This window comes from Pseudomonas delhiensis (assembly GCF_900187975.1).
Taxonomy (GTDB): domain Bacteria; phylum Pseudomonadota; class Gammaproteobacteria; order Pseudomonadales; family Pseudomonadaceae; genus Pseudomonas; species Pseudomonas delhiensis.
Genome location: NZ_FZPC01000010.1, coordinates 35,314 through 53,784, shown reverse-complemented (window position 1 = coordinate 53,784; position 18,471 = coordinate 35,314). Strand labels below are relative to the sequence as shown.

Below are 18,471 nucleotides of genomic sequence, written 5' to 3'. Positions count from 1 at the left end.
GCGCGCTCCTACAGGTGGAGCAGCGGTGGTTGGGGTAGGAGGACCTTGCCCGCGATTGGATTCACCGGCCACGCCGGACACTCCCGCGGCACGGCCGACGGCGGACAACCCGAACGGTTATCCGCCCTGCCTACCCCTACCCGCCGGTCATTCGTCCAGCTTGAAGGTGATGAAGCTGGCACGGCCCTGGCGCAGAACGCGCATGGACACCGACTTGCCCTTCGGCAACGCCTTGGCGATCTCGGAGAAGGCCTTGGCGGATTCCACCGTGCGGTTGTTCAGGTGGGTGATGACGTCGCCCGGACGCAGGCCGATCATCGCCGCCGGACCGTCCTGGACGTCCTTGATCACCACGCCGCCCTTGATGTCCAGCGACTTGCGCTGCTCGGCGGTGAGGTCGGCGACGGTCACGCCCATGCGGTTGCTGCTGCGCTCGGCGCCCTGCCCTTCGACGGCGGCGACTTCCTCGTCCTCGTCCGGCAGGTTGCCGATGGTCATGTTCAGGGTCTTGCGCGAGCCATCGCGGAACACGTCCAGGGCCGCCTTGTCGCCCGGCTTCATGCCGCCGACCAGGTGCGGCAGGTCGGCCGACTCGTTGATGGTCTGGCCGTTCAGGCTGAGGATCACGTCGCCGACCTGCAGGCCGCCCTTGGCCGCCGGGCCGTCCTGCACCAGCTGGGCCACCAGGGCGCCGGCCGGCTTGTCCAGGCCAAGGGATTCGGCGAGGTCCTTGCTGACTTCCTGGATCACCACGCCCAGCCAGCCGCGGCTGACCTTGCCGCCTTTCTTCAACTGGTCGGCCACGTTCATGGCGACGTCGATCGGGATGGCGAAGGACAGGCCCATGAAGCCGCCGGAGCGGGTGAAGATCTGCGAGTTGATGCCGACCACCTCGCCCTGCAGGTTCAGCAGCGGGCCGCCGGAGTTGCCCGGGTTGATGGCCACGTCGGTCTGGATGAAGGGCACGTAGTTCTCGTTGGGCAGGCTGCGGCCCTTGGCGCTGACGATACCGGCGGTCACCGAGTGGTCGAAGCCGAAGGGCGAGCCGATGGCCAGCACCCATTCACCGACCTTCAGCTTGTCCGAGTCGCCCAGCTTGAGGGTCGGCAGGCCCTTGGCGTCGATCTTCAGCAGGGCCACGTCGCTGCGCGGATCGGCGCCGATCAGCTTGGCCTTGTGCTCGCTGCGGTCGGACAGGCGCACGACGATCTCGTCGGCGTCGGCGACCACGTGGTTGTTGGTGAGCACGTAGCCATCATCGGAAATGATGAACCCCGACCCCAGGGACTGTGCCTCGCGCTGCGCCCCGCGCGGCGGGCGCTGGCCACGCGGCATGCTGCGCTCGATGAAGTCGCGGAACATCGGCGGCAGGCCTTCCAGGTCGGGCATCTGCCCGCTGGCGACCTGGTCCGGCACCTTCTGGGTGGTACTGATGTTCACTACGGCCGGCGAAGCCTTCTCCACCAGCGGGGTGAAATCCGGCAATTCGGCGCGGGCGACCACAGACAGGCTCAAGGCCAGCAGGGCGACCATCGCGGCCATACTGCGTTTCAGGGTTTGCATGGACTACTGCTCCCGTATTCAAAGGGAAGTGGACTTAGGCGGGGCCCTCGGCCCCTGTGACCAGCGCACGCAGCACAACCGGCTGCAACGCCGGGTCATCCGAATGGCGCCGGGCATGGCGCCGTACCCACAGCCAGGTCACGAGGAAACCCGCGAGGCCGGCCAGGATCAACCAGGGCTCGGCGAGGCCGGCGCACCACGCCAGCAGCGTAGCGGCGAACAGGCCGAGCAGGGGGAATAGATAGAACATCAGGGCGCATTTCAACAAGAGGTCCTCGCGTATGCCGAGCACCACCTCGTCACCCACCCCGAGCCGGAAAGCAGAAAGGGCGCGGACTTCTCCGCGCCCCGAAGTGGAGCCCAACTGCTGTAGCAAACCCTGGCCGCATCCGGCCCTGGCGCTACAGGCTGAGCAGGTGCCCTGGCGCAGCGTCTGGACCCGCACTGCTGCGGTTTCGACGCCGATCACCCGCCCCCGCTCTTCGATCACTGCGCGGCGGCTCCCTGGGCGGGCGCCTGCGGCCGCACCGACATGGCGATGCGTTCGGCGGTCCCCGTGGGGATCTCGCCGACAACGGTGACCATCATGCCGCCATCCTCGGTACTGAGGCGCTTGGACACCACCGAGGTCGGGCCCAGCTGGGTGCGCGCGTCGTCGATCCTGGCGCCGTGCAGCGGCTCGATGAAGATCGAGAAACGCGCCAGGCCGTCGCCGTAGTCCATGCTGACGACCCGATCGTCCGATACCGGGCTGCGGCGTTCGTAGGTGTTGTTGAGGGTGAAGCCCGGCGGCACCCATTCCGAACGCCAGCTGCTGGCCACCGGGGCGTCCGGCTTGCCGGCGGGAACCGCCTGGCAGGCGTCGGAGGGCTGCAGGCCGCCGTCGTCCGGCGCCGCGGTGCTGAACTGGGTGAACTGCAGGCGCTCGAGCGCCTGGCCCTTCTCGTTGAGCAGCAGCGACTTCAGCGGCAAGCCGGTTTCCTGGTCCAGGTGCAGCTCGAAGCCGTAGCGGTACTGGTCGCGGGGGATCAGCCCGATCACCGTGGCCTCGCGCCCGGCGATGCGGGACTGGCCGACCACGCGGATGTCGTACCAGGAACCCAGGTCGCCCGAGGCCAGCTTGCGCACCGGCCACAATTGCCCGGCGCCCAGTTGCCCGGCCATGCCGCCGGCGATGCACTGGGTCACGCCATCGAGCTTGACCACTTCCTGGCGCGGGCCATCCAGCTGCAGCCAATGCTCGCGCACCGTGCCGTCGGGCTCGACCAGACGCCAGACTTCATGGGTGGAGAAGATGCCGTTGCGCTCGTAGACGAAGGTGCCCTGGAAGCTTTGTCGCTGCTGGCCCTCGGTCAGCCGCTTGACCCACGCCTGGACGTCGGCGGCCTGTACCGGCATGGCCAGCAGACCGCCCAGGAAAAACAACAGGAAAGTGGCGCGCATGACGCTCCTTAACGGGTTTCAGCGACTTTCCAGGCTGGCGGCTCGCGCGTAAGGCAGGGCGCTGTCGGTACCGTTCACCGCCGACTGCTGGGCATGCTGGCGGAGATACCCCGGAAGACGCTGTTCATGCCAGGTGGTGGGGCTGCCCGAACCACCAGTGATGACCTGCGGTGCATCCTCGTCCTGGTTGTAGCCGGCCAGTACCGCCGGGCCCTGCACCTGCGGCAGGGTGATCTGCGGCGTGGCGCCTTGCTGGGCCAGGCTCGGAGCAACGCTATCATTTTGATGGTATAGACGAACACCCGCCAGGACGGCCAGTGTCACCGAAGCGGCGACCGCCACGCGCCCGACGTTGCGCCACGGATTGCGCCGCGGCTGGGCCGGGGCGGCCTCCTCGGCCAGCGCCGCCGATACCGCCGCGGCGATATCCAGCTTGGGCAGTACCGGCTCGCGGTGCATCACCGACCGGGCCAGTTGATAGCGCGACCAGGTGGCACGCATTTCCGCATCTTCACCGCAGGCTGCGAGCACCCGGCGCAGTTCGAGTTCGTCCGCTTCGTTATCCATCAGTGCGGACAGCGACTCCTGCAGGGCTTCACGACTCATGGCGTACCTCTCTTGGCTGTTCCGCCGTATTCAGGGCTGTTCATCATGCAGCAACGGCTGCAAGGCTTTGTCTATCGCTTCCCGCGCACGGAAGATCCGTGAGCGGACCGTACCCACCGGGCATTGCATCACGGTGGCGATATCCTCGTAGCTCAATCCCTCGAATTCACGCAGGGTCAATGCCGTGCGCAGGTCCTCTGGCAGTTGCTGGATGGTGCGATGGACCGTTTCCTCGATCTCGTCCCGCAACATTGCCCGTTCCGGCGATTCGATGTCCTTCAGGGCGTGGTCGCCATCGAAGAACTCCGCATCCTCGGCTGTCACATCGCTGTCCGGAGGCCGCCGACCGCGCGCCACCAGGTGGTTCTTCGCGGTATTGATGGCGATCCGGTACAGCCAGGTATAGAAGGCACTGTCACCGCGGAAGTTGCCCAAGGCGCGATAGGCCTTGATGAAAGCTTCCTGCGCAACGTCCTGGGCTTCCTGGGCGTCGTGCACGAACCGCACGATCAGCCCGAGTATCTTGTGCTGGTACTTCAGCACCAGCAGATCGAAAGCCCGTTTGTCTCCGCGCTGTACCCGTTCAACCAGTTGCTGATCCTGTTCCTGGGTTAGCATGCATGCTCCTCAACAAGCCCGGAGGAGCTGCGAGCACCCTGCAGAATCGCTCTGCCAAGATAGACTCGGATGTCTTGCAAAAGTTCTCCCCTCCAAGCGTACGCCGCACAGTTTTTTTGTCGCTTTGCCGCGACCCGGCCGGACCCATTGTCCAAGCCCTTGAAAATTCACTGCAATCGGCGAACAACCACTGCCTTCTCGCCCTTCGGGAACCCCGCTGGAAGAAGGCTTCGGACATTCACCGTTAGAACCGGAAAGACTGAAATAGTTCCACCTGCCGCCCCTGGCGCATGAACGCCGGGGCTTGCGCCAGAAATACGGCGGCAGGCACAGGGCCGCTATTGTGCCGATCCCCCCTTCTATATACTAGGCCGCCACCAATCGGAATCCGGGCATGAGCGAGCACTTTCATCACGACGTCCTAGTGATCGGCAGCGGGGCCGCCGGCCTCAGCCTGGCCCTGACGCTGCCGCAGCACCTGCGCATCGCCGTGCTGAGCAAGGGGGAGCTGTCCCAGGGCTCGACCTTCTGGGCCCAGGGCGGCGTCGCCGCGGTGCTGGACGACACCGACACCGTCGAGTCCCACGTGCAGGACACCCTGGACGCCGGCGCCGGCCTGTGCCGCGAAGACGCCGTGCGCTTCACCGTCGAGCACAGCCGCGAGGCCATCCAGTGGCTGATCGACCAGGGCGTGCCCTTCACCCGCGACAACGAGGCCGGCCGCGAGGACAGCGGCTTCGAATTCCACCTCACCCGCGAGGGCGGCCACAGCCACCGGCGCATCATCCACGCCGCCGACGCCACTGGCGCCGCCATCTTCAACACCCTGCTGGAACAGGCCCGGCAGCGCCCGAACATCGAGCTGCTGGCGCAGCGGGTGGCGGTCGACCTGATCACCGAACGCAAGCTCGGCCTGCCCGGCCAGCGCTGCCTCGGCGCCTACGTGCTGAACCGCGACAGCGGCGAGGTGGACACCTTCTCGGCGCGCTTCACCGTGCTCGCCTGCGGCGGCGCCAGCAAGGTCTACCTCTATACCAGCAACCCGGACGGCAACTCCGGCGACGGCATCGCCATGGCCTGGCGCGCCGGCTGCCGCGTCGGCAACCTGGAGTTCAACCAGTTCCACCCCACCTGCCTGTACCACCCGCAGGCCAAGAGCTTCCTCATCACCGAGGCGCTGCGCGGCGAAGGCGCCTACCTGCGCCTGCCCAGCGGAGAGCGCTTCATGAAGCGCTTCGACCCGCGCGCCGAACTGGCCCCGCGGGACATAGTCGCGCGCGCCATCGACCATGAGATGAAGCGCCTGGGCGTGGACTGCGTGTACCTGGACATCAGCCACAAGCCGGCCGAGTTCATCAAGGAACACTTCCCCACGGTGTACGAGCGCTGCCTGACCTTCGGCATCGACATCACCCGCGAGCCCATCCCGGTGGTGCCGGCCGCCCACTACACCTGCGGCGGCGTGCTGGTGGACGAGCACGGCCACACCGACGTGCCGCACCTCTACGCCATCGGCGAGACCAGCTTCACCGGCCTGCACGGCGCCAACCGCATGGCCAGCAACTCGCTGCTGGAATGCTTCGTCTACGCCCGCTCCGCCGCCGCCGACATCCAGGCACGCCTGGAAAGCACGCCGGCCACCCCGGCGCTGCCGAGCTGGGACGCAAGCCAGGTCACCGACTCGGACGAGGACGTGATCATCGCGCACAACTGGGACGAACTGCGGCGCTTCATGTGGGACTACGTCGGCATCGTGCGCACCAACAAGCGCCTGCAGCGCGCCCAGCACCGGGTGCAGATGCTGCTCAGCGAGATCGACGAGTTCTACAGCAACTACAAGGTCAGCCGCGACCTGATCGAGCTGCGCAACCTGGCCGTGGTCGCCGACCTGATCATCCGCTCGGCCATGCAGCGCCACGAAAGCCGCGGCCTGCACTACACCCTGGACTACCCGGGGCTGCTTCCCGAGGCGCGCGACACCCTCCTCAGCCCCCGCTAGAACACCCCGCCCGCCACCGCGGGCGGCCTTCGCAGCGGCCAGCCGGCAGCCCCGACAACCCCGCGAGACCGCCATGAAACCGACCGACCGCCAGCGCGCCATCCTCGACCTCGTTCGCCACCGCGACACCAGCGTGGAAGAACTGGGCGCCGCCCTGGGCGTTTCGGAAGCCACCGTGCGCCGCGACCTCAGCCTGCTGGCCCGGCAGCGGCGGCTGGTGCGGACCCACGGCGGGGCCACCGCGCTGGTCGGCACCCACGAGCCGGAAGCGACCCTGGAGCAGCGCAACGCCAGCCACCGCGAGGAAAAGATGGCGATCGCCCGGGCCGCGGCCGCGCACATCCGCGAGGGCGACAGCATCTTCCTCGACAGCGGCACCACCTGCGCCGCGCTGGCGGCGCACCTGCGCGCGCTGCAGGACGTGCACGTGATCACCAACAACCTGCTGGCGGTCAGCGCGCTGGCCAATGCGCCGGGCGTGCGGATCACCCTGATCGGCGGCGACCTGCGCAGCACCGGCATGAGCACCTTCGGCCCGCTGGCGGAACTGTCGCTGAGCCGGCTGAGCTTCGACCGCGCCTTCCTCGGCGCCGACGGCGTCGTCGCCGAGCTGGGCCTCTGCGAAGCCAGCGCCCAGCAGGCCTACCTCAAGGAATGCGTGATCAGGCGGGCCGCCGAAGTGTACATACTGGCCGACGCCGAGAAGCTGGGGCGCGCGCGCCAGCAGCACTGGACGCCGCTGGAGCGGGAATGGCGCCTGATCACCTCGGCGCCGGACGACAGGACGCTCGAACCCTTCCGCCTGCTCGCCACGGCCACCGTCGAACTGGCCCCCGTCGCCGGCGCCTGAGCCAGCCCGCCCGCCGAAGCGAGGCCCTCCGTCTCGCCCCGCGACCATTAGCCCCCTTCCCTTGATCGAAATGCGCAAACTCATGATTGACTTGCGCAGTTCATGTCCTTTAAATCGCATCCTGATGATCGATTCGATCAAATTTATGAGCGTTTCGATCAAACACTCTCCATAACAAGTCGAACAAGAACGAACAGGTACCTGCCCATGATCCAGATCCCGATCAAGCGCACGATCGAGCGCATCCCCGGCGGCATGATGATCGTCCCGCTGCTGCTCGGTTCGCTGGTGGCCACCTTCGCGCCGGACACGCCGAAATTCTTCGGTTCCTTCACCAACGCCCTGTTCACCGGCGCGCTGCCCATACTCGCGGTGTTCTACGTCTGCATGGGCGCGAGCATCAACGTGCGCACCACGCCCTACCTGCTGAAGAAGGGCGGCGCGCTCTTCGCCACCAAGGTCGGCACGGCGATGCTCCTGGGCATCCTGCTCGGCCAGTTCCTGGGGGAACAGCCCATCTCGGCCGGGTTCTTCGCCGGCCTGTCCACATTGGCCGTGGTGGCGGCGATGAACGACACCAACGGCGGCCTGTACATGGCGCTGATGGGGCAGTACGGCCGCCCCGAGGACGTCGGCGCCTACTCGGTGATGTCGCTGGAGTCCGGCCCCTTCCTGACCATGCTCACCCTGGGCGTCGCCGGGCTCTCGGCCTTCCCCTGGCCGACCTTGCTGGGGGCGATACTGCCGCTGCTGCTGGGCATTCTCATTGGCAACCTGGACCGCGAGATGCGCGAATTCCTCGGCAAGGCGGTACCGGTGCTGATCCCCTTCTTCGCCCTCGCCCTGGGCGCCAGCCTGGACCTGCACAAGGTCTGGCAGGCCGGCGTGCTCGGCCTTCTGATGGGCGTGGCGGTGGTGGTGCTGACCGGCATCCCGCTGTACTTCGCCGACCGCCTGACCGGTGGCACCGGCGTCGCCGGCGCCGCGGCGGCCACCACGGCGGGCAATGCCGCGGCGGTGCCGGCCCTGGTCGCCGCCGCCAACCCGGTCTACGCCCCGGCCGCCGCCAGCGCCACCATGCTCGTCGCCTCCTGCGTGGTGGTCACCGCCATCCTCACGCCCATTCTCGTCTCGACCCTCGCCAAGCGCGTCAGGCAGCGGGCCGAAAGCGCCGGGCAGCGCGCCTCGATGGCGCCGGAGTCGCCCCGATGAACATGCTGATCATCGCCGACGACCTGTCCGGCGCGGCGGACTGCGCCGTAGGGTTCGCCAGCCTGGGCTGGCCGACCCTGGTGATGCTCGATGCCCGGCCGACGCAGGCGCAGGTCCAGGTCATCGCCGTGGATACCGACAGCCGCCGCCTGGACGCGGCACAGGCCGCGCAGCGCAGCGTCGCGGCCTTCCATGCCCTGGCAAGGCCATGCCAGCGGCTCTACAAGAAGATCGACTCGACCCTGCGCGGCAACTGGGCCGCGGAAGTCGCCGCGCTGCATCCCCTGGCGGGCCTGGCGCTGGTCGCCCCGGCCTTTCCGGAAATGGGCCGCACGGTGCGCGACGGCCAGGTGCGGGTGCACGGCGCGCCGCTGGAAAGCACCGACACCTGGCGCCTGGAGCATGCCGATGCGCCGGCCGACATGGCCAGGATGCTCGGCGACGCCGGGCTGCGCGTGGAACACTGCGCCCTGGAGCAGTTGCGCCAGTCGGCCGGGCAACTGCCCCGGCTCATCCAGTCGGCCCAGGAACGCGGCGTCCAGGCCCTGATCTTCGACGCCGAGACACCCGAGGACCTGCGCCTGCTGGCCCGGGAAACCGCGCAGCCGGAGCTGCGGGCGTTCTGGGTCGGCTCCGGGGGCCTGGCAAGGCAGATAAGGGACGTGCCGCCGCCCTCTTCTACTCCGGCCCCAAGCAAGGCCGAGCCTGCCCCCTCGCAGTTGGCGACCGTGGTGCTGGCCGGAAGCCTTTCCGCCGTCGCCGACCGCCAATGCGAGGAGCTGCAACGGCGCAGCGACATCCTTCCGCTCAGCCTGCCACCGGCGGTGCTGCGCCAGGGCAGCGACCACCCCGCCTGGCCGGAATGGCAGGCGCAGGTGGGCGCGCTGCTCGAACAGGGCCTGGACCTGCTGCTGCGCATCGGCCGCGACGAGCAACCCGACCCCGCCGAAGGCGCCCTGCTCTCGGCCAACCTCGCCGCCCTGCTGAAACCGCACTTCCACCGCGTCGGCGGCCTGGTCGCCACCGGTGGCGAAACGGCGCGGGCGATGCTCGGCGCGGTCGGCATCGACGGCCTGCAGCTAGTCGGCGAGATCGAGGCCGGCAGCGTCCTCAGCCACCCCCTGGCCCCGTCGGGCGGCCACCGCCCCGGCATCGTCACCAAGGCCGGCGCCTTCGGCAGCCCCGAAGCCCTCTATCGCGCGTGGCGCCACCTGCACGACGCGCAACAGTCCCCCTCCTGAATTCAGAGTGTCCCACCCATGAACAACTATCTTCCCGTAATCGGCATCACCATGGGCGACGCGGCCGGCGTCGGACCGGAGATCATCGTCAAGAGCCTGGCCAGCGCCGGGCTTCACCGATTCTGCCGGCCCCTGGTGATCGGCGATGCGCAGCGCCTGGAGAAGGCCGACCGGCTGCTCGGCGGGCTGGCCCGGGTAAGGCGCATCGAGGATGCCGACGACGCCCGCTTCGAGCCGGGCGTGATCGACTGCATCGACCTCGGCCTCATCCCCGACGACCTGCCGTTCGGCGTGCTGTCCGCCGTGGCGGGGGATGCGGCCTACCAGTTCATCGCCCGCGCGGTGGAGCTGGCCAAGGCCGGGAAGATCGACGCCATCTGCACCGCCCCGCTGAACAAGGAGGCCCTGCATGCCGGCGGCCACAAGTTCCCCGGCCACACCGAGCTGCTCGCCCACCTGACCCACGTCGACGAGGTCTCGATGATGCTGGTGGCCCCCAAGCTGCGGGTCATCCACGTCACCACCCACATCGGCATCATCGACGCCATACGCCGCATCGAGCCCGGCCTGGTGCAGCGCACCATCGAACGCGGCCACGAGACGCTGGTACGCTCCGGCATCCCACAGCCACGCATCGGCGTCTGCGGCATCAACCCCCACGCCGGGGAGAACGGCCTGTTCGGCTACGGCGAGGAGGAAGAGAAGATCATCCCCGCCGTCAGCCTGCTGCAGGCGCGGGGGCTGGACGTCACCGGCCCGCTGCCGGCCGACACCCTGTTCTACCGCGCCGGCCGCGGCGACTTCGACCTGGTGGTGGCCATGTACCACGACCAGGGGCACGGCCCGGTGAAGGTGCTCGGGCTGGAAGCCGGGGTGAACGTCACGGTCGGCCTGGACGTGGTGCGCACCTCGGTGGACCACGGGACCGCCTTCGACATCGCCGGCAAGGGGCTCGCCGACGAACGCAGCCTGCTGGAGGCGCTGCGCCAGGGCGCGGAACTGGCGAACAGGCCGCGCTGAGGCTAGCGCGGCGGCGCCCAGCGGCCGCGGCTGAAGCGCAGCCGCACGCGCAGGCGGCGGTGGGCCTCCGCCGCCAGGCTGTCGGGCGGCAGGCACAGGCCGCGGCCCAGGCGGCTACCCGGCAGGTGGAAACGCAGCACGATCAGCGCCGGCAGCGCGAGGCTGTCGGCGCGCAGTTGCACCGCCTGCCAGCCGCCGGCCGGGCTCCACAGCTGCCAGCCGTCGGCATCGTGGCGCAGGGCGCGGTAGGCATGGCGGCTACGCAGCAGGACCTGGCGCGGCAGCACCCACAGGGCGTGGCCCAGGCAGAGCAGCAGGCCCAGGGCCTGCCAGAAGGCGGAAAGGGCGGCCAGGCTCAGCGCCGCCACGGCGAGCGCCAGGCTCGCCAGGTAGGCCGCCAGCAACCGTCGGGACGGCCGCCAGCGGCATTCGAAGGCCTCAATCCGGTTGGACACGGGCCAGGATCATGCGCACGATGTGGCGCAGGTCGGCGTCTTCCGGCTCGCCGCGCTGCATGAACCAGCCGAACATGTCCTGGTCCTCGCACTCGAGCAGCTTGCGGAAGCGCGCCTGGTTCTCGGCGTCCAGGCCCGGGTAGACCTCCTGCACGAAAGGCACCAGCAGCACGTCCAGCTCCAGCATGCCGCGGCGGCTGTGCCAGAAGAGTCGTTTCAGTTCGATTTCGTCGGTCATTCTGCGGGTCCTCGGCGCTACATCGGAAACCCCACGGCGCGGCGCCTGCCGGATTCCGTGAAGCGAGCGGCATTATACGCATGCCCTCGCCCGGCGGCACCCGCTGACAAGCGCGGGCCCCGGCTCTATCATGGCAAGCCTAACTTTCTTCCAGCGACCCGCAATGGCCGATTCCGCGTTCTACACCGCCCTGACCCACGAAGGAGTCCTCGCCGTCCGTGGCGCGGACGCCGCCAAGTTCCTGCAGGGCCAGCTGACCTGCAACCTCAACTACCTCGACGCCAGCACCTCGAGCCTGGGCGGCCGCTGCACGCCCAAGGGGCGCATGACCTCCAGCTTCCGCATCGTCGCCGAGGGCGACGGCTACCTGCTGGCGCTGGCCGCCGAGCTGCTGGAAGGGCAACTGGCGGACCTGAAGAAATACGCCGTGTTCTCCAAGGCCAGCCTGGGCGACGCCAGCGCCGACTGGGTCCGCTTCGGCCTGAGCGGCGGCGACGCCGTGCTCGCCGGCCTCGGCCTGGACCTGCCCGCCGAGGCCGACCGCGTGGCGCGCAACGGCGACCTGCTGGCGATCAGCCTTGGCCATGGCCGCGCCGAACTCTGGGTACCGGCGGCCCGCGCCGGCGAAGTGCGCGAGGCACTGGACGCCGGCCTGGGCGAAGGCAGCCTCAACGACTGGCTGCTGGGCCAGGTGCGCGCCGGTGTCGGCCAGGTCTTCGGCGCCACCCGCGAGCTGTTCATCCCGCAGATGATCAACCTGCAGGCGGTCGGCGGCGTGAGCTTCAGGAAGGGCTGCTACACCGGCCAGGAAATCGTCGCGCGCATGCAGTACCTCGGCCGCCTCAAGCGCCGCCTGCACCGCCTGGCGCTGGACGCCGCCGAGCTGCCCGAGCCGGGCGCCGCGCTGTTCTCGCCGGTGCACGGCAGCAGCGTCGGCGAAGTGGTGCTGGCCGCCCGTGCCGCCGAAGGCATCGAGCTGCTGGCGGTGCTGCAGGACGACGCCGTGGCCGACGGCCGCGTGCGCCTCGGCCAGGCCGAGGACGGCCCGGCCCTGCGCCTGCTGACGCTGCCCTACGTGCTGGACAGCGACCGCGAGATCCAGCGCTGACCGAATCGCCTGCCGGGTGGGGAGCCCGGCGTCCCTCAAGGAAACGTCATGAGCAAGCTTGCCGAAAAAGTACAACAGGAACTGCTGCGGGCCATCGACAACGACGAACTGGTGCTGCCCACCCTGCCCGAGGTGGCGCTGCGGGTCCGCGAGGCGGCGGAGGACCCGGACGTCAGCATCCATGACCTGGCCCGGGTGATCGGCAACGACGCCGCGCTCACCGCGCGCATCATCAAGGTGGTGAACAGCCCGCTGCTGCGCACCAACAAGGAAATCACCGACCTGCAGATGGCCATCGGCCGCCTGGGCATCAACTACACCAGCAACCTGGCCACGGGCCTGGCCATGGAGCAGATGTTCCAGGCCACCTCCGACGTGGTCGACCGCAAGATGCGCGAGGTGTGGAACAAGAGCGTCGAGGTCGCCGGCATCTGCCACGCGCTGTGCCGCCACTACACCCGGCTGATGCCCGACCAGGCGACCCTCGCCGGCCTGGTGCACCAGATCGGCGTGCTGCCGATCCTCACCTACGCCGAGGAGAACGGCGAGCTGCTGGCCGACTCCATCAGCCTCAACCACGTGATCGAGCGCATCCACCCGGTCATCGGCGACCGCATCCTCAAGGCCTGGGAATTCCCCGCGCCCATCGCCGAAGTGCCCGGCCACTACCTGGACTTCACCCGCGACTCCGCCAAGGCCGACTACGTGGACATCGTCCAGGTCGCCACCCTGCAGAGCTACCTGGGCAGCCAGCACCCCTTCACCGAGCTGGACTGGAGCAGCATCCCCTCCTTCGCCAAGCTGGGCATCGACCCCCAGGCCAACCTCAACGAGGACGAGGACCTGTCGGCGGCCATGGAAGCGGCGATGGGGATGTTGCAGTAACGGGCCGGCAGAGGCCTACCCACGCGGCACGGCGTTTCCCTTGTAGGAGCGCGCCCTGCGCGCGAAATCGCGGGCAGAGCGCGCTCCTACAGATTGCTGTGAGGCATGGCATTCCCCCCGTAGGGCGCATAACGCCTACAGCGTTATCCGCCATTCCGGTGTTCCAGCCAACGATGGGGCCTAGACGGCCTGCTGCTCTTCGGCGGGAAAACTCACCCGCACCAGCAACCCGCCCAACTCGCCATGGGCCAGTTCGATGCGCGCCCGGTGCGCGGCGCAGATCTCCCCGACGATCGCCAGGCCCAGCCCGGTGCCTTCCTGGCGCTTGCGGTAGAAGCGGCCGAAGACCTTGTCGCGCTCCTCCGCCGGGATGCCCGGGCCGTCGTCCTCGACCTCCAGCACGCCCGGCGGGCCGACGCGGATCACCACGTTGCCGGCGGCATGGGCCAGGGCGTTGCCCACCAGGTTGTCGAGCAGTTCATGGAGCAGCGTCGGGTCGCCCTTGATCCACACCGGCCGCTCGGCCTCCAGGGCCAGGGCCACGCCGCGCGCGTGGGCCAGCGGCGCCAGCACCATGCCCTGCTCCCGCGCCAGGCCCCCCAGTTCGATGGCCTCGCCACCGCCCTCGGCGATGGCCCGGGCGCCGCTTTCCACCCGCGCCAGCGACAGCAGCTGGTTGGCCAGCCCGGTAACACGGTCCGTGTACTGCACCGCCTCTTCCAGGGTCTCGCGCCAGCGCTGCGGCTCCCGCTCGCGCAGGCCCAGTTCCAGCCGCGCCTTGAGCGCCGCCAGCGGCGTGCGCAGCTCGTGGGAGGCTTCGGCGATGAACTGCGACTGGCGCTCGAACAGGTTGCGCAGGCGCACCGTGAAATGGTTCAGCGCCGCCACCAGCGGGCGCAGCTCGCGCTGCACCGCCACCTGCGGCAGGGGCCGCAGGTCGTCCGCCTGGCGCTCCTCCACGGCCGCGCGCAGGCGGTCGAGGGGGCGCAGGCCGGCGCTCACCGCGTACCAGACCATGACCAGCGCGGCCAGCGCCGACAGCGCCAGGTTCAGCAGGGTGTCGGTGAGCAGGTCGCGGGCCAGGCGCTCGCGCGCGCCGAGGGTCTCGGCCACGCGGATCTCGGCCATGCCGTTGACCGTCGGCTGGCTGACCGGCTGCAGCAGGCTGACCACGCGCACGCCCTGGCCCTGGTACTCGCTGTCGTAGAAGCGCGCCAGCGCCGGGTAGTCGTCGGTGCGCGGGGTGCCGGAGGGCGGCGCCGGCAGGTTCTCGTAGCCGGAGATGGACTGCCCGCGGGTGTCGATCACCTGGTAGAAGATGCGCCCCGCGCTGTCGTAGGCGAAGCTGTCCAGGGCCACGTAGGGCACGTTGGCGCGCAGCATGCCGTCGCTGTCGTAGAGGCCGTCGGCGATGTTCCGCGCCGAGGCCAGCAGGGTGCGGTCGTAGGCGATGTCCGAGGCGTGGCGGGCGCGCTGGTAGGTGGTCAGGCTGCCCAGCAGCAACAGCACCAGCAGCAGCCCGCCCAGGCGCCACAGCAGGCGCCAGCGCAGGCTGCCGGAACCGGGCAGGGCCAGGCGCCGTGGCGCCTCAGGCATCGACCGCCTCGAGCAGGTAGCCCAGGCCGCGGAAGGTGACGATGCGCACCGCGCCGCCTTCCAGCTTCTTGCGCAGGCGGTGCACGTAGATCTCGATGGCGTCGGCGCTGGCGTCCTGGTCCAGGCCGAACACCTGGGCGGCCAGCTGTTCCTTGCTCAGCACCCGCCCGGGGCGGGCGATCAGCGCTTCCAGCACGGCCTGCTCGCGGGAGGTCAGGGTCAAGGGCTCGCCGGCCAGGCTGAAACGCCGCGCGCCCAGGTCGTAGACCAGTTCGCCGCAGCGCTGCTGCTGTTCGCCGCCGAGCACGCTGCGCCGCAGCAGGGCCTTCACCCGCGCCTCCAGCTCGCTCAGCTCGAAGGGCTTGGCCAGGTAGTCGTCGGCGCCGAGGTTCAGGCCATGGACGCGGTCCTTGACCTCGCCGCGGGCGGTCAGCATCAGCACCGGCAGGGTCTTGCCGCGGCCGCGCAGGCGCGCCAGCACCTCGAAGCCGTCCAGCCGCGGCAGGCCGACGTCGAGAATGGCCAGGGCGTACTCCTCGCTGGCCAGGGCCAGGTCGGCAGCCACCCCGTCGCGCAGCAGGTCGACCGTCCAGCCCGCGCCCTTGAGCGCCTGCTGCACGCTGTCGCCCAGTTGCGGATGGTCTTCGACCAGAAGGATGCGCACGGCGGTCTTCCTCGTTCGGCAGGGGTTGGAACGCGCAGTGTAACCGCATGTGATCACCTGTGAACGGCTGAAAGCCTGGTGAAAGGCAGCGGCGCTAGGATCGACCCCCAGACGACGAAGATCGTCCCCAAATCGGCTGGCGGCGTGGCGCCATCCAGACAAGAACAAGAAATGGAGTCCACCGATGCTGACTGTCCAGCACCCGGCCCGTGGGGCCAATCCCGTCTTTTCCCGTGTCTTCCCCGCCGGTTTCGGCGCGGCCCTGGCCCTTGGCGGCCTGGCCGGGGAAGCCGACGCTGCCGGCTTCGTCGAAGACAGCAGCCTGAAGCTGCAGACGCAGAACATCTACTTCAACCGCGACTTCCGCGACGGCGCCGGCCAGTCCAAGCGCGAGGAGTGGGCGCAGGGTTTCATCCTCGACTTCCAGTCCGGCTACACCGACGGCACCCTCGGCGTCGGCCTGGACGCCCTGGGCATGCTCGGCCTGAAGCTCGACTCCAGCCCCGAGCGCACCGGCAGCGGCCTGCTGCCCACCCACGACGACGGCCGCGCCGCGGACGAGTACAGCAAGCTCGGGCTGACCGCCAAGTTCAAGGTCTCGCAGACCGAACTCAGGCTCGGCAGCCTGGTCCCCGACCTGCCCACCCTGCAGCCCAACGACAGCCGCCTGTTCCCGCAGATCTTCGAGGGCGGCCTGCTGGAGTCCCGCGACCTGCCCGGCCTGGCCTTCACCGGCGGGCGCCTGGAGAAGGCCATCGACCGCGACTCCACCGACGCCCAGGACCTGGCGCTGAACAACAAGAACAAGCGCTTCACCGGCACCGTGGCCGGCGAGCACTACGACCTGGCCGGCGGCGACTACAAGTTCGACGACCACTTCACCGGCCGCTACCACTACGCCGAACTGGACGAGGTGTACCGCCAGCACTTCGTCGGCCTGCTCAGCAGCCACAAGCTGGGCGACGGCAAGCTGACCAGCGACTGGCGCCTGGCGATCAGCGACGACGACGGCGCCGCCCGCGGCGGCAGCATCGACAACCGCGCCTTCAACGCCATGCTCGGCTACGCCATCGGCGCCAACAAGTTCAGCGTCGGCTGGCAGCAGATGGACGGCGACAGCGCCTTCCCCTACATCGACGGCAGCAACCCCTACCTGGTGAACTTCGTCCAGGTCGGCGACTTCGCCGAAGCCAGGGAACGCTCCTGGCAGCTGCGCCACGATTTCGACTTCGCCGTGTTCGGCCTGCCCGGCCTGACCCTGATGAACCGCTACCTCAAGGGCGACAACGCCGAGATCAACGGCCGCGCCGGCGAAGGCCGCGAGTGGGAACGCGACACCGACCTCAAGTACGTGGTGCAGAGCGGCCCGCTTAAGGACTTCGGCGTGCGCCTGCGCAACGCCACCTACCGTTCCAACTTCGCGCGCAACGCCGACGAAACCCGCGTCTACCTCACCTATTCCCTGGCGATCTGGTAAACAACAACAAGATGAGGCCCCGAAGATGACCAAGCTCCGCACCCTTCCCCTGCTCCTCGCCGCCGGCGCGCTGTTCGCCGCGGCCGCCCACGCCGAGCCCAAGCGCCCGGAATGCATCGCCCCGGCCGCCCCCGGCGGCGGCTTCGACCTGACCTGCAAGCTGGCGCAGAGCGCCCTGCTGGACGAGAAGCTGCTGTCCAGCCCGATGCGCGTCACCTACATGCCCGGCGGCGTCGGCGCGGTGGCCTACAACGCCGTGGTGGCCCAGCGCCCGGCCGACGGCAACAGCATCACCGCCTTCTCCAGCGGTTCGCTGCTGAACCTGGCCCAGGGCAAGTTCGGCCGCTACGACGAGAACGCGGTGAAGTGGCTGGCGGCCATAGGCACCAGCTACGGCGCCATCGCCGTGCGCAACGACTCGCCCTACAAGAACCTCGCCGACCTGGTGGCCGCGCTCAAGGCCGACCCGGGCAAGGTGGTGATCGGCTCCGGCGGTACCGTCGGCAGCCAGGACTGGATGCAGACCGCGCTGATCGCCAAGGCCGCCGGCATCGACCCGAAGCGGCTGCGCTACGTCGCCCTGGAAGGCGGCGGCGAGATCGCCACGGCGCTGCTCGGCGGGCACATCCAGGTGGGCAGCACCGACATCTCCGACTCCATGCCGCACATCCGCGCCGGCAAGATGCGCCTGCTCGCGGTGTTCTCCGAGGAGCGCCTGCAGGACGAGGGCATGGCCGACATCCCCACCGCCAAGGAGCAGGGCTTCGACATCGTCTGGCCGGTGGTGCGCGGCTTCTACGTCGGGCCCAAGGTCAGCGACGAGGACTACCAGTTCTGGAAGGCGTCCTTCGACAAGCTGCTGGCCTCGGAGGACTTCGCCAGGCTGCGCGACCAGCGCGAGCTGTTCCCCTTCGCCATGACCGGGCCGGAGCTGGACAGCTACGTCAAGCAGCAGGTCGCCCGCTACCGCCAGATGGCCCATGACTTCGGCCTGATCCAGTAAGCCGCGAGGTTCCCGACATGCACGCCCCCCACTCGCTGCCGCAGCGGCTGTTCGCCGGTGCCTGGCTGCTGGCCTGCCTCGGCCTTGCGGCCATCGCCTGGGACTACCAGGCGCCCTTCTCCTACGAACCGGTGGGCCCGCGCGCCTATCCGCTGCTGTGCCTGGCGCTGATGGCGATCGGCCTGGCCTGGCTGATCCTGCGGCCCACGCCGGTGCGCCACGACGACGAGCAGCCGCTGGAAGGCGCGCTGCTGCGCAAGGTGGTGGCGTGCGTCGGCCTGCTGCTGGTCTACGCCGGGCTCTTCGAGCCGCTGGGCTTCATCCTCGCCAGCGCCCTGGTGGGCAGCTTCATCGCCCTGCTCTACGGCGGCAGGCCGGCCGTCAGCGTGGTCACCTGCACGCTGCTGAGCATCGGCCTGTACCTGCTCTTCGACCGCACCCTGGACGTCCCGCTGCCGCGGGGCGTGCTCGACTTCCTGCCCTTCTGAGGACA

General features: G+C 69.2%; 19 protein-coding genes. 10 read left to right on the top strand and 9 right to left on the bottom strand.

Annotated features, from left to right (window positions below):
- Positions 1-147: 147 nt before the first annotated feature.
- Genes CHC02_RS10780 through rpoE form a run of 5 tightly spaced genes read right to left on the bottom strand, consistent with a single transcriptional unit; the run spans position 148 to position 4,230 of the window.
- The gene (locus CHC02_RS10780; RefSeq protein ID WP_089391467.1) at positions 148-1,563 is read right to left on the bottom strand and encodes a DegQ family serine endoprotease; all 1,416 of its coding nucleotides are present in this window, start codon (positions 1,561-1,563) and stop codon (positions 148-150) included.
- 34 nt (positions 1,564-1,597) lie between these two features.
- Complete coding sequence (locus tag CHC02_RS10775) at positions 1,598-2,053, bottom strand: SoxR reducing system RseC family protein (protein WP_089391466.1); 456 nt, start codon at positions 2,051-2,053, stop codon at positions 1,598-1,600.
- Entirely contained in the window at positions 2,050-3,006 is a 957-nt protein-coding gene (locus CHC02_RS10770; RefSeq protein ID WP_089391465.1) for a MucB/RseB C-terminal domain-containing protein, read from the bottom strand. The genes CHC02_RS10775 and CHC02_RS10770 overlap by 4 nt, the downstream gene beginning before the upstream one ends.
- Positions 3,007-3,024: 18 nt before the next feature.
- Positions 3,025-3,612: a sigma-E factor negative regulatory protein gene (locus CHC02_RS10765; RefSeq protein ID WP_089391464.1), complete on the bottom strand. Its 588-nt coding sequence runs from the start codon at positions 3,610-3,612 to the stop codon at positions 3,025-3,027.
- Between the two features lie 30 nt (positions 3,613-3,642).
- Entirely contained in the window at positions 3,643-4,230 is a 588-nt protein-coding gene (rpoE, locus tag CHC02_RS10760; RefSeq protein ID WP_009616435.1) for an RNA polymerase sigma factor RpoE/AlgU, read from the bottom strand.
- Positions 4,231-4,624: 394 nt separating this feature from the next.
- Between rpoE and nadB the strand changes: the two genes are divergently transcribed.
- The 5 genes from nadB (at position 4,625) to pdxA (ending at position 10,552) form a co-directional block, all read left to right on the top strand.
- A complete protein-coding gene (nadB, locus tag CHC02_RS10755; protein ID WP_089391463.1) occupies positions 4,625-6,229 on the top strand; it encodes an L-aspartate oxidase in 1,605 nt (534 codons plus the stop codon).
- A 73-nt stretch (positions 6,230-6,302) separates the two neighbouring features.
- Positions 6,303-7,079, top strand: a complete 777-nt coding sequence (locus tag CHC02_RS10750; RefSeq protein WP_089391462.1) for a DeoR/GlpR family DNA-binding transcription regulator — start codon at positions 6,303-6,305, stop codon at positions 7,077-7,079.
- 207 nt (positions 7,080-7,286) lie between these two features.
- Positions 7,287-8,291, top strand: coding sequence for a 2-keto-3-deoxygluconate permease (locus CHC02_RS10745; RefSeq protein ID WP_089391461.1), 1,005 nt, complete (start codon positions 7,287-7,289; stop codon positions 8,289-8,291).
- Positions 8,288-9,532, top strand: a complete 1,245-nt coding sequence (locus CHC02_RS10740) for a four-carbon acid sugar kinase family protein (protein ID WP_089391460.1) — start codon at positions 8,288-8,290, stop codon at positions 9,530-9,532. The genes CHC02_RS10745 and CHC02_RS10740 overlap by 4 nt, the downstream gene beginning before the upstream one ends.
- An 18-nt stretch (positions 9,533-9,550) precedes the next feature.
- On the top strand, positions 9,551-10,552 hold the full coding sequence (gene pdxA / locus CHC02_RS10735; protein WP_089391459.1) for a 4-hydroxythreonine-4-phosphate dehydrogenase PdxA: 1,002 nt from the start codon (positions 9,551-9,553) through the stop codon (positions 10,550-10,552).
- A 2-nt stretch (positions 10,553-10,554) separates the two neighbouring features.
- Here the strand turns inward: pdxA and CHC02_RS10730 are convergent, their stop codons facing one another.
- The gene (locus CHC02_RS10730) at positions 10,555-11,007 is read right to left on the bottom strand and encodes a protein YgfX (protein ID WP_089391458.1); all 453 of its coding nucleotides are present in this window, start codon (positions 11,005-11,007) and stop codon (positions 10,555-10,557) included.
- Positions 10,991-11,245: an FAD assembly factor SdhE gene (locus tag CHC02_RS10725; RefSeq protein WP_089391457.1), complete on the bottom strand. Its 255-nt coding sequence runs from the start codon at positions 11,243-11,245 to the stop codon at positions 10,991-10,993. The genes CHC02_RS10730 and CHC02_RS10725 overlap by 17 nt, the downstream gene beginning before the upstream one ends.
- 163 nt (positions 11,246-11,408) lie before the next feature.
- Here CHC02_RS10725 and ygfZ point away from each other — a divergent pair, with 163 nt between their 5' ends.
- Both ygfZ and CHC02_RS10715 read left to right on the top strand, forming a co-directional pair.
- Positions 11,409-12,353 carry a CAF17-like 4Fe-4S cluster assembly/insertion protein YgfZ gene (gene ygfZ, locus CHC02_RS10720; protein WP_089391456.1) on the top strand — a complete coding sequence of 315 codons (945 nt, stop codon included), beginning with the start codon at positions 11,409-11,411 and terminating at the stop codon, positions 12,351-12,353.
- A 48-nt stretch (positions 12,354-12,401) separates the two neighbouring features.
- On the top strand, positions 12,402-13,238 hold the full coding sequence (locus tag CHC02_RS10715) for an HDOD domain-containing protein (RefSeq protein ID WP_089391455.1): 837 nt from the start codon (positions 12,402-12,404) through the stop codon (positions 13,236-13,238).
- Positions 13,239-13,418: 180 nt separating this feature from the next.
- Here CHC02_RS10715 and CHC02_RS10710 read toward each other — a convergent pair whose 3' ends face one another.
- On the bottom strand, positions 13,419-14,807 hold the full coding sequence (locus tag CHC02_RS10710; protein WP_089391588.1) for a sensor histidine kinase: 1,389 nt from the start codon (positions 14,805-14,807) through the stop codon (positions 13,419-13,421).
- 19 nt (positions 14,808-14,826) lie between these two features.
- Entirely contained in the window at positions 14,827-15,498 is a 672-nt protein-coding gene (locus CHC02_RS10705) for a response regulator (protein WP_089391454.1), read from the bottom strand.
- 184 nt (positions 15,499-15,682) lie between these two features.
- Between CHC02_RS10705 and CHC02_RS10700 the strand changes: the two genes are divergently transcribed.
- Genes CHC02_RS10700 through CHC02_RS10690 form a run of 3 tightly spaced genes read left to right on the top strand, consistent with a single transcriptional unit; the run spans position 15,683 to position 18,466 of the window.
- Entirely contained in the window at positions 15,683-16,975 is a 1,293-nt protein-coding gene (locus CHC02_RS10700; RefSeq protein WP_089391453.1) for an OprD family porin, read from the top strand.
- Positions 16,976-17,000: 25 nt separating this feature from the next.
- A complete protein-coding gene (locus CHC02_RS10695) occupies positions 17,001-17,978 on the top strand; it encodes a Bug family tripartite tricarboxylate transporter substrate binding protein (protein WP_089391452.1) in 978 nt (325 codons plus the stop codon).
- Between the two features lie 17 nt (positions 17,979-17,995).
- A complete protein-coding gene (locus tag CHC02_RS10690) occupies positions 17,996-18,466 on the top strand; it encodes a tripartite tricarboxylate transporter TctB family protein (protein WP_089391451.1) in 471 nt (156 codons plus the stop codon).
- Positions 18,467-18,471 lie beyond the last annotated feature (5 nt).

Excerpts from the sequence above, each read along its gene's own strand:
- CHC02_RS10780 (WP_089391467.1), bottom strand. The coding sequence starts at position 1,563 with ATGCAAACCCTGAAACGCAGTATGGCCGCGATGGTCGCCCTGCTGGCC.
- CHC02_RS10745 (WP_089391461.1), top strand. The coding sequence starts at position 7,287 with ATGATCCAGATCCCGATCAAGCGCACGATCGAGCGCATCCCCGGCGGC.
- rpoE (WP_009616435.1), bottom strand. The coding sequence starts at position 4,230 with ATGCTAACCCAGGAACAGGATCAGCAACTGGTTGAACGGGTACAGCGC.
- CHC02_RS10715 (WP_089391455.1), top strand. The coding sequence starts at position 12,402 with ATGAGCAAGCTTGCCGAAAAAGTACAACAGGAACTGCTGCGGGCCATC.
- CHC02_RS10700 (WP_089391453.1), top strand. The coding sequence starts at position 15,683 with ATGCTGACTGTCCAGCACCCGGCCCGTGGGGCCAATCCCGTCTTTTCC.
- ygfZ (WP_089391456.1), top strand. The coding sequence starts at position 11,409 with ATGGCCGATTCCGCGTTCTACACCGCCCTGACCCACGAAGGAGTCCTC.
- CHC02_RS10690 (WP_089391451.1), top strand. The coding sequence starts at position 17,996 with ATGCACGCCCCCCACTCGCTGCCGCAGCGGCTGTTCGCCGGTGCCTGG.
- CHC02_RS10750 (WP_089391462.1), top strand. The coding sequence starts at position 6,303 with ATGAAACCGACCGACCGCCAGCGCGCCATCCTCGACCTCGTTCGCCAC.
- nadB (WP_089391463.1), top strand. The coding sequence starts at position 4,625 with ATGAGCGAGCACTTTCATCACGACGTCCTAGTGATCGGCAGCGGGGCC.
- CHC02_RS10770 (WP_089391465.1), bottom strand. The coding sequence starts at position 3,006 with ATGCGCGCCACTTTCCTGTTGTTTTTCCTGGGCGGTCTGCTGGCCATG.
- CHC02_RS10765 (WP_089391464.1), bottom strand. The coding sequence starts at position 3,612 with ATGAGTCGTGAAGCCCTGCAGGAGTCGCTGTCCGCACTGATGGATAAC.
- CHC02_RS10740 (WP_089391460.1), top strand. The coding sequence starts at position 8,288 with ATGAACATGCTGATCATCGCCGACGACCTGTCCGGCGCGGCGGACTGC.
- pdxA (WP_089391459.1), top strand. The coding sequence starts at position 9,551 with ATGAACAACTATCTTCCCGTAATCGGCATCACCATGGGCGACGCGGCC.
- CHC02_RS10695 (WP_089391452.1), top strand. The coding sequence starts at position 17,001 with ATGACCAAGCTCCGCACCCTTCCCCTGCTCCTCGCCGCCGGCGCGCTG.
- CHC02_RS10725 (WP_089391457.1), bottom strand. The coding sequence starts at position 11,245 with ATGACCGACGAAATCGAACTGAAACGACTCTTCTGGCACAGCCGCCGC.